General features: G+C 59.4%; 11 protein-coding genes. 4 read left to right on the top strand and 7 right to left on the bottom strand.

Going from position 1 to position 13,536, the window contains the following annotated elements; translation table 11 throughout:
• Positions 1-5: 5 nt before the first annotated feature.
• Together ACA061_RS21845 and ACA061_RS21840 are read right to left on the bottom strand one after the other, a co-directional pair.
• Positions 6-3,107 (bottom strand): multidrug efflux RND transporter permease subunit, encoded by a 3,102-nt coding sequence (locus tag ACA061_RS21845; protein WP_497300038.1) that lies wholly within the window; start codon positions 3,105-3,107, stop codon positions 6-8.
• Complete coding sequence (locus ACA061_RS21840; protein WP_497300037.1) at positions 3,104-4,264, bottom strand: efflux RND transporter periplasmic adaptor subunit; 1,161 nt, start codon at positions 4,262-4,264, stop codon at positions 3,104-3,106. The genes ACA061_RS21845 and ACA061_RS21840 overlap by 4 nt, the downstream gene beginning before the upstream one ends.
• 1,134 nt (positions 4,265-5,398) lie before the next feature.
• On the opposite strand from ACA061_RS21840, the gene ACA061_RS21835 reads away from it, so the two are divergent.
• Both ACA061_RS21835 and ACA061_RS21830 read left to right on the top strand, forming a co-directional pair.
• Positions 5,399-5,704 (top strand): type 1 fimbrial protein, encoded by a 306-nt coding sequence (locus ACA061_RS21835; RefSeq protein WP_210554950.1) that lies wholly within the window; start codon positions 5,399-5,401, stop codon positions 5,702-5,704.
• Positions 5,705-5,815: 111 nt separating this feature from the next.
• The gene (locus tag ACA061_RS21830) at positions 5,816-6,055 is read left to right on the top strand and encodes a hypothetical protein (RefSeq protein ID WP_047303058.1); all 240 of its coding nucleotides are present in this window, start codon (positions 5,816-5,818) and stop codon (positions 6,053-6,055) included.
• A gap of 207 nt (positions 6,056-6,262) precedes the next feature.
• Here ACA061_RS21830 and ACA061_RS21825 read toward each other — a convergent pair whose 3' ends face one another.
• The 5 genes from ACA061_RS21825 to norR all read right to left on the bottom strand — a co-directional run bounded on the left by ACA061_RS21825 (position 6,263) and on the right by norR (position 10,717).
• The gene (locus ACA061_RS21825; protein ID WP_150604340.1) at positions 6,263-7,012 is read right to left on the bottom strand and encodes a YkgJ family cysteine cluster protein; all 750 of its coding nucleotides are present in this window, start codon (positions 7,010-7,012) and stop codon (positions 6,263-6,265) included.
• An 83-nt stretch (positions 7,013-7,095) separates the two neighbouring features.
• Entirely contained in the window at positions 7,096-7,422 is a 327-nt protein-coding gene (locus ACA061_RS21820) for a hypothetical protein (RefSeq protein WP_210554951.1), read from the bottom strand.
• Between the two features lie 156 nt (positions 7,423-7,578).
• On the bottom strand, positions 7,579-8,061 hold the full coding sequence (locus ACA061_RS21815; RefSeq protein WP_210554952.1) for a GNAT family N-acetyltransferase: 483 nt from the start codon (positions 8,059-8,061) through the stop codon (positions 7,579-7,581).
• A gap of 3 nt (positions 8,062-8,064) precedes the next feature.
• Entirely contained in the window at positions 8,065-8,967 is a 903-nt protein-coding gene (locus tag ACA061_RS21810; protein ID WP_042560964.1) for a chemotaxis protein CheV, read from the bottom strand.
• 193 nt (positions 8,968-9,160) lie between these two features.
• Positions 9,161-10,717: a nitric oxide reductase transcriptional regulator NorR gene (gene norR / locus ACA061_RS21805; protein ID WP_210554953.1), complete on the bottom strand. Its 1,557-nt coding sequence runs from the start codon at positions 10,715-10,717 to the stop codon at positions 9,161-9,163.
• A 165-nt stretch (positions 10,718-10,882) separates the two neighbouring features.
• Here norR and hmpA point away from each other — a divergent pair, with 165 nt between their 5' ends.
• Positions 10,883-12,064: an NO-inducible flavohemoprotein gene (hmpA, locus tag ACA061_RS21800; protein ID WP_497300036.1), complete on the top strand. Its 1,182-nt coding sequence runs from the start codon at positions 10,883-10,885 to the stop codon at positions 12,062-12,064.
• Between the two features lie 253 nt (positions 12,065-12,317).
• The gene (locus tag ACA061_RS21795; protein WP_497300035.1) at positions 12,318-12,827 is read left to right on the top strand and encodes a disulfide bond formation protein B; all 510 of its coding nucleotides are present in this window, start codon (positions 12,318-12,320) and stop codon (positions 12,825-12,827) included.
• The last annotated feature ends 709 nt before the right edge of the window (positions 12,828-13,536 follow it).

The following is a 13,536-nucleotide window of genomic DNA, read 5'->3' as shown; positions in this document are numbered from 1 at the left end:
CCGCCTCAGTCTGTGGTCGCCAACGCCGGTACGGGCGCAGGTTTGGGTCTATGGAAAAGTCGCTCAAGCCACAAGTATATGACTGGCGTGGTAAACAGCGTCAGCATCTGGCTGACCAGCAAGCCGCCCACTACCGCGATACCCAGCGGCTGGCGCAGTTCGGCGCCGGTGCCGTAGCCGAGCATCAGCGGCAGGGCACCGAGCAGCGCGGCGAGGGTGGTCATGATGATCGGCCGAAACCGCGTGATGCATGCTTCGAAAATCGCATCCTCTGCTGACATCCCGCGTTGACGTTGGGCCTCGAGGGCGAAGTCGATCATCAGGATGCCGTTCTTCTTCACAATGCCGATCAGCAAGACCAGCCCGATCAGCGCCATGATCGAAAAATCCTGGCCGCAGATCCACAACATGATCACCGCGCCCAAACCCGCCGCCGGCAAGGTCGAAATGATCGTCAGTGGATGCACGAAGCTTTCATAAAGCACGCCGAGAATGATGTACACCGCCACCAGCGCCGCAAGAATCAGCCATGGCTGACTGGCCAGCGAACTCTGGAACGCCTGCGCCGCACCCTGGAAGTTGCCGCTGATCGCGGTCGGCATGCCGATCTCGGCCTTGGCCTGATTGAGCAGAATCACCGCATCGCCCAACGCCACGCCGGGCGCCAGGTTGAACGACATGTTGGCGGCCGGGAACATACCGTCATGGGCAATCGACAGGGGGCCAATGGTTGGCGCGTCGAATCTGGCCAGCGCCGACAACGGCACCATTTCCCCGCTCAGCGGCGAGCGCAGGTAGAAATAGTTGAGGCTTTCGGCCTTGCCGCGCTGTTTGGTGTCCAGCTCCAGAATCACGTTGTACTGGTTGACCTGAGTCTGGAATTCATTGATCTGCCGCTGGCCGAACGCATCGTATAGCGCCTCGTCGACATCGCTGGCAGTCAGGCCGAAACGTGCGGCGGCACTGCGGTCGATGCTGATGTGGGTGATGCTGCCGCCCAGTTGCAGGTCGTTGGAAATGTCGCGAAACGCCGGGTTGCTGCGCAGTTTTTCGGTCAGGCGCTGGGTCCAGGTGGCGAGGGTCGCGCCGTCGTTGCTCTTGAGTACGTATTGGTACTGCGCGCGACTTGGGCCGGAGCTGAGGTTGATGTCCTGGCCGGCACGCAGGTAGAGCACGATGCCGGGGACTTTCATCAGTTGCGGACGAATCCGGTCAATGAACTGGCTGGCGCTGACGTCGCGGTCGCCGCGTTTTTTCAGGGCGATCCAGAAGCGTCCGTTGGCGATGGTCTGGTTACTGCCGGAAACACCCACCGAGTGGGAAAACGCTTGAACGGCCGGATCGGCGCCGACGATTTCGGCCATGGCCAAGTGTTTTTTCACCATATCGCCGTAGGAAATGTCCGCAGCGGCTTCAGTCGTACCGAGCACGAAGCCAGTGTCCTGCACCGGGAAGAAACCCTTGGGGATAAAGATATAGCCGGCGATGGCCAACGCGAGGGACAAACCGAACACGCCGATCATCAATTTCTGGTGGGCGAGGGCGCGGCGCAGGCCTTTCTCGTACCCGCCGAGCAAGCGTTCGCTGAAGCCCGGTTTGGCGTGGGCGTGATGCACCGGTTTGCGCATGAACAGCGCCGCGAGGGTCGGCGCCAACGTCAGCGAAACCACCACGGAAATCATGATGGTCGAGGTCGCGGTCAAGGCAAACTCTTTGAACAGTCGCCCGACCACGCCGCCCATGAACAACAGCGGAATAAACGCCGCCACCAGCGAGAAACTGATCGAAACCACGGTGAAGCCGATCTCGCCTGCGCCTTTGATCGCCGCTTCGCGCATATCATCGCCGGCCTCCAGGTGCCGGTGAATGTTCTCCACCACCACAATCGCATCGTCGACCACAAATCCCACGGCCACCACGATCGCCACCAGCGTCAGGTTGTTCAGGCTGAACCCGAGGATGTACATCAGCGCGAAACTGGCGATCAGCGACACACCGAGTACCGCCGAGACAATCAGCGTCGCCGACAACTGACGCAGGAACAGCGCCATCACCGCCACCACCAGCAGGATCGCGATCAACAAGGTGATCTCGACTTCATGCAGCGAGGCGCGGATGGTCTGGGTGCGGTCGATCAGTACGTCGACCTGCACAGAGGCCGGCAGCATGGCTTCGAGGCCGGGCAGGGCGGCTTGAATCCGGTCCACGGTCTCGACGATGTTGGCGCCCGGCTGGCGCGAGATCACCAGGTTTACCCCCGGTCGGTCACCCGCCCAGGCTTGCACATAATCATCTTCCGAACCGTTGACGACTTTGGCGACATCTCTTAGGTGAACCGGGGCGCCATCCTTGTAGGAAACGATGAGTTGGCTGTAGTCCTCGGGATGGAATAACTGGTCGTTGGTCGACAGCGTGGAAATACTTGATTCGCCGTACAGCGCACCTTTGGCCAGGTTGAGGCTGGTTTGCTGAATCGCCAGACGAATGTCGGCGAGGGTCAAACCGATGGCCGCGAGTTTATCCGCCGAAGCCTGAACGCGAATCGCTGGACGTTGCTGACCGGTAATGTTGATTTGGCCTACACCGTCGATCTGGCTTATCTGACGGGCCAGCAGGGTTTCCACCAGATCGCTGAGTTCGGTACCGGGCATCTGCGTCGAGCTGACACTCAGGATCAGCACAGGACTGTCGGCCGGGTTGACCTTCCTCCAGGTCGGCAGCGTCGGCATGTCTTTGGGCAATTTGCCGGCGGCGGTGTTGATCGCCGCTTGGACTTCCTGGGCGGCGGTGTCAATGCTTTTGTCGAGGGTGAATTGCAGGGTCAGCAGGGTCGAGCCCAAGGCACTGCTGGAGGTCATCTGGGTCATGCCGGGGATGGCGCTGAATTGCACCTCCAGCGGCGTGGCCACGGACGAGGCCATGGTGTCGGGGTTGGCGCCGGGCAATTTCGCGGACACCTGAATCGTAGGAAATTCCGCTTCCGGCAGTGGGGCAATCGGCAAACGCGGGAAGGCAATGATGCCGACCAGCACCAGCGCGATGGTCAGCAGAATGGTCGCCACCGGGTGATCGATGCACCACGTCGAAACCCCTTTGTGCGCCTTCATGGTTTCGGCTCCGCCTGCACCACCTGCGGCGGCTCGCTCAGGACTTGCACGGTCGAACCCGGTTTGAGCCGCGACTGGCCATCGGTCACCAGCACGTCACCGGCCTTCACGCCTTTGATGATGTCCTGACCGCTGCCCTGATAAACCATCTGCACTTGCACGGCTTCAACCTTGTCGCCGTTCACTCGGTAAACAAAGTGCTGGTCGAGGCCGCGTTGTACGACGGTTGGCGGGACGACCAGCGCATCTTTGTCGAGGGCCGTCTGAATTTTTACTGTCACCAGCAGGCCCGGCCAGAGCTTCTGGCTGGCGTTGGCGAATTCGGCTTTGGCGCGGATGGTGCCGGTGTTGGCGTTGATCTGGTTGTCGATGAGGGTCAGGTGACCTTCGCCAAGCAGGTTGCCGGTTTCGCCGTCGGTGTCGGCACCGATGTAAGCCTTGACCTGCGCATGTTGCGGATCGCTGATCAGGCCTTGCAGGGTCGGCAGCATTTGTTGTGGCAGAGAGAATTCGACGGCAATCGGGTCGATCTGGGTAACAGTGAACAGGCCCTGGGTGTCGGTCATGCGCAGGAAGTTGCCCTCATCGACTGTGCGAATACCGACGCGGCCAGTGACCGGGGAGCGAATCTGTGTGTAGGAAAGTTGTACCTGCGCTGCATCAATCGACGCTTGATTGCCTTGGGCGCTGGCCTTCAGTTGGTTGACCAAGGCTTGTTGCTGGTCGTAGGTCTGCTTGGAAACCCCGTCGTCAACGCTGAGCAGTTTGTAGCGTTTGAGATTGACCTGGGCGACTTGCAGTTGCGCCTGGCTTTCGCCGAGTTGGGCGCGGGCCTGGTCGAGACTGGCGCGGATCGAGCGGTCGTCGATGGTGGCGAGCAGGTCGCCTGCTTCTACTAACTGACCTTCCTTGACGAGGATTTTGGTCAGGGTGCCGTCGATCTGGGGGCGTATGACCACGCTGTGCAGGGACAGCACCGAGCCGATGCCGCTGGTATAGCGGGGGACGTCTTTTTCGCTGACGGCGATCACTCGCACCGGGATGGCGGTAGGGGTGGCGAGTTTGGTCGGGGCGGGTTTGATTGCAAACCATAGGCCCATGGCTGCCAGGGCGATGAGCAGGGTGGCTAGCAGGGCTTTGTGCTTTTGGATTTGCATGCTTTTTGGGCGCCGAGGGTGTGGAGTTTGGGCAGATTGGATATTTATAAACGTGTTTGGGGGTCAGGAGGGTGACGGCTAGCTGTCCTGGCTGTCAGTTTCGGATTCGGGTGTATATCCGTTGCTGTGGTAACGGCCACTTGGGGTTCCGCCCTTACGGCGGGTCACTTTTGGCAAACGCCCCAAAAGTAACCAAAAGGTCTGTGCCCTGGCGTTCGGCCCCTCGCTGAGGCTCGGGGTCCCTTCGTTCCGGGATTGATTCGGGGGCATCGCTTCCGGTTTGCTTCGCTGCACCTCCTTTCGATGTGTTTGGCTTCGCCAAACGGTCGCTGCGCTCCCACCCCCGGATCAATCCCGGAACGAAGCCTGCCGACGGGCTCTGAGATCAAAATCAAGAGCTTTACTCGAGCTAACGCTCATTGTTGAGTGGGGCGGCATTCGCCGCGTGCGGGTTGTACCTCTCTCCTCTGTAGGAGCTGCCGCAGGCTGCGATCTTTTGATCTGGCTTTTGCTTTTTGTGGGAGCTGGCTTGCCAGCGATGGCGGCCCGCCAGCCGACCAATGTCTTGCAGACTGCATGCGAACCCATTGCAGGAGCGAGCCTGCTCGCGATGGCGGCCTGACAACTGCCCAATTTCTGGCAGGTGTACTCGGTTGAAACTGTGGGAGCTGGCTTGCCAGCGATGGCGGCCTGCCAGCCGACCAATGGCTTGCAGACTGCATGCGAACCCATTGTAGGAGTGAGCCTGCTCGCGATGGCGGCCTGCCAGCCGACCAATGTCTTGCAGGTGTACTCGGTTGAAACTGTGGGAGCTGGCTTGCCAGCGATGGCGGCCTGACAGCCGACCAATGTCTTGCAGACTGCATGCGAACCCATTGTAGGAGTGAGCCTGCTCGCGATGGCGGCCTGCCAGCCGACCAATGTCTTGCAGGTGTACTCGGTTGAAACTGTGGGAGCTGGCTTGCCAGCGATGGCGGCCCGCCAGCCGACCAATGTCTTGCAGGCTGCATGCGAACCCATTGCAGGAGCGAGCCTGCTCGCGCCATCTACGCTTCTAAAGATCCGCTCCCGCCAGCGGATACACGTTGTATACCCCGGCCATTATCGCTGCGGTCTCTTCGGGAGTGTCCTGCAATGAAGCTCAAAACTGTCATTTCCAGTGTGCTTGTTTTACTTCCGCTAACGGTCTGCGCCGCGCCTCAGATCCTTTCCGGCGAGATCCGCTTCACCGGGCAAATCGTCGATTCCGGGTGTGAAGTCGGGCGAGTGGGGGCGTTGGCGACCAGCGAATCCCGGCAGATCGAACCCGCGCCAGGCGTTAAGGTTGATGTCGACACTTACCGCAACGCTTGCAGCCGTGGGGCGTTGCCGTTTTCCATGACCTATGAGCCGCTGAAAACCTCGACGGACGCAGGCATCGTGACCATCACTTACCTGTAAACCGTTCGGCGTGCGGTGCAAATCTTCAGGTGCCGAGCCACGGCGCGCAGGTATACTGCGCGCCTTCGCGGCCCACTTACCGGGCGCGACTTTTTGTTTTGCGGAGCTTTCATGACTTCCCCGATCCAACCGCCGGTTGACGACGCCGTGAGCGATGTCCCGGCCGATATGGCCGACGCCAGCGATTCCAAAGCCGAGATCCCGGCATTCAAGTTCCCGTTCAAACCGGGCGAACTGGCGGGTGCCAAAGGCTCTAACCAGCCGTGGTACAAGAACGGCGCCAAGAACGGCCATACCAAGAGCCCAGGCATGGCACCGCCGGGCACCCGTCGTTCGATGGGCAAGCGCTGAGTTTTCCTTCGGGGAATTGCGTTGGGTTGCGCGGGTTTTTGAGGGCGGCGACAGGTTTGGGATTGAGATCGCCTTCACTGGCCCCATCGCTGGCAAGCCAGCTCCCACAGGTTTTCCGGTTGTTCACTTATTTTGATGTACGACACAAGACCTTGTGGGAGCTAGCCTGCTGGCGATCAGGCCAGTCAGATCGCTAGATAATCCGGATCAAGCCGCCCGCAGCGATATAAACGCATACGTCAGCGCCGGCTCCGTCACCACCTGCGCCCCCGCCGCCCGCACTTGCCCGGCCACATCATCCCCGGACAAATGAAACAGCCATTCACTGGCCACTTCATCCAGTGGCTGCGCGTTCACCTGATCAATTACCTTCGCAAAAGCGTCCATATTCGGCAGATACGCGGTAAACCCGTCGCCCTTGAGCGCCGTGGTCCGGATACCCAGCGCAGCGCAGATCGCATCCTTTGACCTAATGTCATCACGATCAGCCTGACGCGAACGCTGAATCAGCTCGACCAGTTCCTGATCAACCAACTCGCCCCCAACGATCAACAGCGGCCCCTGTTCCCAAGACTCTGGCGGGCAATCCTTGGCGGCAGGGTTGAGTGGGATGTGGGGATTGATCTCCGCCGGATAAATCCTGCACACCAACGGTCGACGCTCGTAGATGCGGCACAGCTTGTCATCGTCAAGATTCCGACAAGGTCCGACGTTGTAAGCGGCAAAAGTGATGGCCACGTGCGCAGCCGATTCACCGCTGCGCACCGCTACCGAACGCCGTTCGGCATGTTCACGCTGCTGCGCCGGCAAGCCCAGGCCGTTGCCGAGAAAAGCCTCTACCAGCACGATCACCTGACCACCGTCCGCCGCCCACATGCGGGCTTCGGCGAGGGTCAGGGGGACATGGTGGTCGGTGCAGCACTTGCCGCAGCCTACGCAGGAAAACGTCGTATTCATTGAACGATCAATCTTCAATCAGGGTGTGAATCGGCGACATAAAGCCGCCATGGGATTACCGATCGAAGCAAGTTATGCGCCATTCATTGGGTTTTGGCGGTCTGGCGGATCGAGTCCCACTCGGTGACGAACGCGGTTTTCGATTTTTTGTTGTACAGGCACAGCTCGGTGCCTTGTTGGCCTTTCATGTGTTTTTGCGGGTATTGGCCTTGCAACAACACAGCGGTGTAGCCGACGCGATCGTCGAATTGCGCGGCATTGCCGACCGGTTTGGCGTTCTTCAAACCGCTGGCTTTGGTGCAACTGGCGAGCACGGTTTTGTCGTAGGCAGCCCAGGCATCAGGGCTGGACGCGTGGGCGTTGGAGGCGAGGGCGGTGAGGCAGAGCAGGCTTAAGGTGATGGCTTTCATGGTGGGTGTCCTTGGTCTTGGGTGGCCAAGGTTGGAGTCTGCCTAAAGAGTTTTGTTGCCTGGGACACCGCTAAAAGATCGCAGCCTTCGGCAGCTCCTACATGGATATGCGGTTCCCTGTAGGAGCTGCCGAAGGCTGCGATCTTTTGATTTTCTTCAGGTCGGTACGATTTCCCGGCGGACTACGTACATCCCGGCACTTTCATACAATCGCTGTGCCCGCAGGTTGTCTTCCAGCACTTTCAAATCGACAAACCCTTCGCGCCGTTGCTGAAACACCTTGAATGCATTGAGCAGCAATGCCCGGCCCAATCCTCGACCCTGAGCGCGCGGATGCACCACCAGGCTCTTGATATATGAACTGGTCCAGCACTGCGCCACACCAACGACACCCTCGGCATCAATGGCAATGAAACACAGAGCCGGGTCATATTCCGGGTCGCATTCAAACCGTTGCTGCCAAACCTCCAGCGCCGGCACCCGGCCGCCGCCTTCGAGGTGACCGAGTTGCATCAAGTCATGCACGGCGCCAGCCAGTTTCGGGCGATAGGTGCTGATTTCAACACCCAGCGGCCAGACGACATCCGGCACGTCTGCACCCAGATCGCGCCGCAGCAAAAAGCAGTAAATCTCGTCCAAGACTCAGTAACCGTTGGCTGCGACGTGTTTGGCCGCTTCGATCAGACGTTGGGTCAGCTCCGGCGAGGAAAACTTCGTCAGCACGGCGTTGGCCCCGGCCAGTCGTGCCTTTTCGCTGTTCATCGCGCTGTCGAGCGAGGTGTGCAGCAGCACGTAGAGATGGGCGAAATCCGGGGTCTCGCGCAGTGTGCGGGTGAAGGCGTAGCCGTCCATCTCGGACATTTCGATGTCGGAGACGATCAGGTTGATCTGCTGTGCGGTGCCCTGCAAATCGAGCAGGCAGTCGATGGCTTCCTTGGCGCTGCGTGCGGTATGGCATTGCAGGCCGAGATTGCGCAGGGTGTGCACCGATTGTTGCAGCGCCACCTGACTGTCGTCGACCACCAGAATGCGCGCGTTGCCGAGGACGTCGGCGTCTTCCATGGTCAGGTCGGTCGGGGCCATTTCGATCTGCGCCGGGGCGATGCTGTGGATGACTTTTTCGATATCCAGCACCTGCACCAGCGTGCCGTCCACCGAGGTCACACCCGTGATGTACGCGCGTGGCCCGCCGGAACCGAACGGCGGTGGTTTGATATCGGTAGTCAGGCAGTGGACGATTTTGCTCACCGCTTGAACGTGCAGGCCCTGTTTGGAGCGACTGACATCAGTGACGATCAGGCAGCCACCGTTGGGGTCTTCCAGCGGTCGCTCGCCGATGGCGCGGCTGAGGTCGATGACCGACAGCGCGGCACCGCGCAGGGTGGCGATGCCTTTGACGTGCGGATGCGACTCTGGCAGCTTGGTCAGCGGCGGGCAGGGGATGATTTCACTGACTTTCAGCAGGTTGATCGCCATCAGCTTGCCGCTGCGCAAGGTAAACAGCAGAAGCGAAAGTGAATCTGCGCGGGCTTTGTTGGAAGACATAAAAACCTTCTGTGGAAAAAGGTGATGGGCGAGGGTGGAAATCGCCAGAAACTATTGATGCCGGGTTATCGACTTGTCGGGGGCAGGCTTTAGTGCCTTTGGGCAGGTGAAGATCAAAAGATCGCAGCCTGCGGCAGCTCCTACAGAGATCACCTATCCCTGTAGGAGCTGCCGCAGGCTGCGATCTGTGCTTTTATTTCATGCCGAGGCGCTTGGCCATCCGCCCAAGATTCGCCCGATCCACCCCCAACTCCCGCGCCGCACTCGCCCAATTATCCTGATTACGTTCCAGTGCCGCACTGATCAACTGACGCTGATACGCCTCGGTCGCACTGCGCAAATCCCCGCTGATCAATGGCGCCGAGGCCGTAACCCCAGCCACTGGCTCAGGCAAGTTGTCCACAACCTCACGCGGCAAATCAAGATCCGCCGCACTCAAGCTTAGAATTTTCGGCCGCACCTTGCAGTTGCCCAAGGCCTTCAAGGCACTGCGCCCGATCAAGTGCTCCAGCTCACGCACGTTGCCCGGCCAAGTGTAGGCGAGCAGGGCATCCTGAGCATCGCTGTTCAGTCGCAGGCTATTGAGGCCCATGCGCGAGCGGTTCTGTTCGAGGAAGAAACCGCTGAGCAACAACACATCACGCCCGCGATCACGCAGGGCCGGCACCCGTAGCGGGTAGACGCTCAGGCGATGGTAAAAGTCGGCACGGTAGCGACCGCTGCGCACTTCTTCGGCCAGGTCGCGGTTGGTCGCGGCGATCAAGCGCACGTCGACCTGATGCTCCTTGTCTGAGCCCAAACGTTGTAACTGGCCGCTCTGCAGCACGCGCAACAGTTTGGCCTGCACGGTCAGCGACAATTCGCCCACTTCATCGAGAAACAGCGTGCCGCCATTGGCCAGTTCGAATTTGCCGCGGCGGTCACTGGTGGCCCCGGTGAAGGCGCCGCGCACGTGGCCGAACAGCTCGCTTTCCACCAACGTGTCGGGCAATGCCGCGCAGTTGAGGCTGATGATCGGTTTGTCGGCGCGGGCTGAGGCGGCGTGGATTGCCTGAGCCACCAACTCCTTGCCAACCCCGGTTTCGCCGGTGATCAACACGGTCAGATCGCTACCGCCGACCAGGTTGATCTCTTCCACAAGGCGCTTATGCGTCTTGCTCTGGCCGATCATTTCGCGGTTCTGCTGACCGCTGGCCTGCCTGTAAATCTCTGCGCGCTGGTGCTCGTCTTCGGCGCGGATCGCCAGACGCTCGATGCGTTCGGCGGCGTTGACCGTGGCCGAGGCAAGGCTGGCGAAGGCTTGCAATACGTCCAGTTCGATCGGCTCGAAGCGCTCCGGATCGAGCGCGTCGAGGGTGATCAGGCCCCAGAGTTTTTCATCGACAAACAGCGGACAGCCGAGGCAATCGTGAACTTCCAGGTGATCGTCGAGGCCGTCGATCAAACCGTCGTAAGGGTCGGGCAAGTCGCTGTCAGCGGCAAACCGGGTCGGCCCGGCGCCTGCCAGCAAAACTTCAAAGCGTGGATGCTCACTGACTTTGAAGCGGCGGCCGAGGGTGTCCGTACTCAAGCCATCCACCGCCAGTGGCACCAGCGATTCGCCGTCGAGGCGCAACAACGCGGCGGCATCGCAGGGCAGCAGTGCGCGCATGGCTTCGAGCAATCGACGATAACGCTCACCCTCCGGCAATTCGCGGGAGAGGTCGGAGACTAACGGAAGCAGGGCGGTCAGCAGGGATTTGGCGATCATGGTCGTGTAGTCAAAGAGACAAGATGTAGTCGGGATGACTATAAGGTGTCCTGAGTCGATATGACTACGTTATTTTCAAGTGGCTGATTTAAAACAGAAAAATAGTTGGTACGAAAACTGATAAAGCCACGTTAACTTTTCAAAGAAAGCTCAGGAGTCACCCTTATGCTTAGCGTCCAGGATCGTGCCATCGTCAAATCCACCGTGCCTCTGCTGGAAAGCGGCGGTGAGGCGCTGATCACGCACTTCTACCGCATGATGCTCTCCGAATACCCGCAAGTGCGCCCATTGTTCAACCAGGCGCACCAGGCCAGCGGCGACCAGCCGCGTGCGCTGGCCAACGGCGTGTTGATGTACGCCCGCCACATCGATCAGCTCGACCAGTTGGGCGATCTGGTGGCGAAGATCATCAACAAGCACGTCGCCTTGCAGATCCTGCCGGAGCACTACCCGATTGTCGGTGCGTGCCTGTTGCGCGCCATCTCAGAAGTGCTTGGCGAAGAGATCGCCACGCCAGAAGTGATGAGTGCCTGGGGCGCGGCGTACGGGCAACTGGCCGACATCCTGATCGGCGCCGAAACCGCCATCTACGATCAGAAAGAGCAAGCCGTCGGCGGTTGGCGCGGGGCGCGCGAATTCATCGTTGCGGCCAAGGTCGAGGAGAGCGCGGAAATCACGTCCTTCTACTTTGAACCTGCGGACAAAGGCCCGATTCTGGCGGCCGAGCCGGGTCAGTACATCGGCATGAAACTGGTGCTGGATGGCGAAGAGGTCCGCCGCAACTATTCGCTGTCGGCGCTGGCGAATAAAGGTCAGTACCGTATCAGCGTCAAACGCGAACCGGGTGGTCGTGCATCCAATCACTTGCACGATCAGTTGCATGTCGGCGCGAGCATTCAGCTGTTTCCGCCATCCGGTGAGTTCACCCTGGCTGCCAGCGACAAACCACTGGTGTTGATCAGCGGTGGCGTCGGCATTACTCCGACGTTGGCGATGCTCGAAGCGGCGCTGGAAACCGAGCGCCCGGTGCACTTCATCCACTGCGCGCGCAATGGCAGTGTGCATGCGTTCCGCGACTGGATCGACGGCCTGGCTGCGCGTCATCCGCAACTCAAGCGTTTCTACTGCTACGCCGAAGACGACGGCGTGAGCCCGGCAGCGGACAAGGTCGGGATGCTGAGCCAGGAGTTGCTCGCTCAATGGCTGCCGGAGCAGCGTGATGTCGACGCCTACTTCCTTGGGCCAAAAGGTTTCATGAGCGCGATCAAGCGGCATCTGAAAGCGCTGGGTGTGCCTGAGAAACAGAGCCGGTATGAGTTCTTCGGGCCGGCTGCTGCTTTGGAATAGATAGTCGAGACCGAGTAGTCCATATCGCGGGCAAGCCCGCTCCCACAGGTTTCATGGCGTACGCAAAATTTATGTACGACGCTGGACCTGTGGGAGCGGGCTTGCCCGCGATGGCCATTACACGGTTCTGATTTGCAAAAATCCCTTTGAATTAATGGTTCCTTAACCGCTTTATCGTTTATTTCCCCGGTGTAGACTTGCGACAACTTTCAGTCGCCAGACGGCTGAACCATGGACATATAAGGGAAACGCGATGAGCGAGGAAACAATTCGATTGGGTCGTGAGCGGCGCTTTCTGGTTTTGCTGGGCATCATCTGCCTGGCGTTGATCGGCGGCGCGCTGTACATGCAGATCGTGCTGGGCGAGGCGCCGTGCCCACTGTGCATCCTGCAGCGTTATGCGTTGCTGCTGATCGCGCTGTTCGCCTTCATCGGTGCGGCCACGCGCACTCGGCGCAGCATCACCGTATTCGAAGTACTGGTGGTGATCTGTGCGATTGCCGGGGCGGCAGTCGCCGGGCATCACGTGTACACCCAGTTCTATCCGGCGATTAGCTGTGGCATCGATGTATTGCAGCCGATTGTTGATGATCTGCCGCTGGCGAAGATCTTCCCGCTGGGGTTCCAGGTCGACGGTTTCTGTTCGACCCCTTACCCGCCAGTCCTCGGTCTGTCGCTGGCGCAATGGGCGTTGGTAGCGTTCTTGCTGGTGGTGATCCTGGTGCCGTTGCTGACCTTGCGTAATCGAAAAGCCCTGCGCTGAGTCAACTTTTCGGATCGCTTGCCGATACAGAAAACGCTCCGATTTGCGGTTCAGCAGATCGGGGCGTTTTGCATTTCAGAGTGTTTGTGAAAACACCGTGACGAACGGCAAGGAAGGGTGTGGCAGGTGTGCGACATGTTGTCACACAGGCGGTGGCGCAAGCCGATCCACCTACCCGGATTGGCGCACTGTTACAAAAAAGGATTGGTCAGTTTCGGTGTTTTTGGGCTTTTGAACGCGTGTGCCAGATCAGGCAGTTTTAACAAGCGCGGGCAAATGGCCAGAAGCCTTGGGGTATCGGGCTTTGCGCCGATCCGGTCCTCTGAAAAAGCCTTCAGAGCTGTCTGAACTGAGGCGGGTACACCTACAAATCTTGGCGTTTTTGTTGAGAATTTATTTCGATAACATGCGGCACTTTTGCAAAAATGGCGATGGATTGTTGCTTGAACGGATAAAAATTATTTCGGGATAAGACATGGTGTATAGGGCGCTACCTATCTACAATCGCCCGCACTGAATTCCCGGCGCTGTTCAGCCTTCATTAAGGAGGCGGGCAGGAAGTCGGGTGTCGAGCAGGCTGTAAGGCTTTCAAGACACCCAGGTGTCGGTGCCTTCCAACTTTCCGCACCAAATGGAATTGGTCTGTAACAAGGCCTTTGACCACGAATTCGAATAAGAACTTACCGCTGTCCCAGGTTTTGTCGAGCGT

This window comes from Pseudomonas sp. LBUM1668 (genome assembly GCF_059695715.1).
Note: the sequence above shows the minus strand (reverse complement) of the source record. Positions and strands in the feature narration are given on the sequence as shown.

Bases quoted from the DNA above. Each gene is read 5' to 3' on its own strand.
- ACA061_RS21845 (WP_497300038.1), bottom strand. From the start codon at position 3,107: ATGAAGGCGCACAAAGGGGTTTCGACGTGGTGCATCGATCACCCGGTG.
- ACA061_RS21840 (WP_497300037.1), bottom strand. From the start codon at position 4,264: ATGCAAATCCAAAAGCACAAAGCCCTGCTAGCCACCCTGCTCATCGCC.
- ACA061_RS21835 (WP_210554950.1), top strand. From the start codon at position 5,399: ATGAAGCTCAAAACTGTCATTTCCAGTGTGCTTGTTTTACTTCCGCTA.
- ACA061_RS21830 (WP_047303058.1), top strand. From the start codon at position 5,816: ATGACTTCCCCGATCCAACCGCCGGTTGACGACGCCGTGAGCGATGTC.
- ACA061_RS21825 (WP_150604340.1), bottom strand. From the start codon at position 7,012: ATGAATACGACGTTTTCCTGCGTAGGCTGCGGCAAGTGCTGCACCGAC.
- ACA061_RS21820 (WP_210554951.1), bottom strand. From the start codon at position 7,422: ATGAAAGCCATCACCTTAAGCCTGCTCTGCCTCACCGCCCTCGCCTCC.
- ACA061_RS21810 (WP_042560964.1), bottom strand. From the start codon at position 8,967: ATGTCTTCCAACAAAGCCCGCGCAGATTCACTTTCGCTTCTGCTGTTT.
- norR (WP_210554953.1), bottom strand. From the start codon at position 10,717: ATGATCGCCAAATCCCTGCTGACCGCCCTGCTTCCGTTAGTCTCCGAC.
- hmpA (WP_497300036.1), top strand. From the start codon at position 10,883: ATGCTTAGCGTCCAGGATCGTGCCATCGTCAAATCCACCGTGCCTCTG.
- ACA061_RS21795 (WP_497300035.1), top strand. From the start codon at position 12,318: ATGAGCGAGGAAACAATTCGATTGGGTCGTGAGCGGCGCTTTCTGGTT.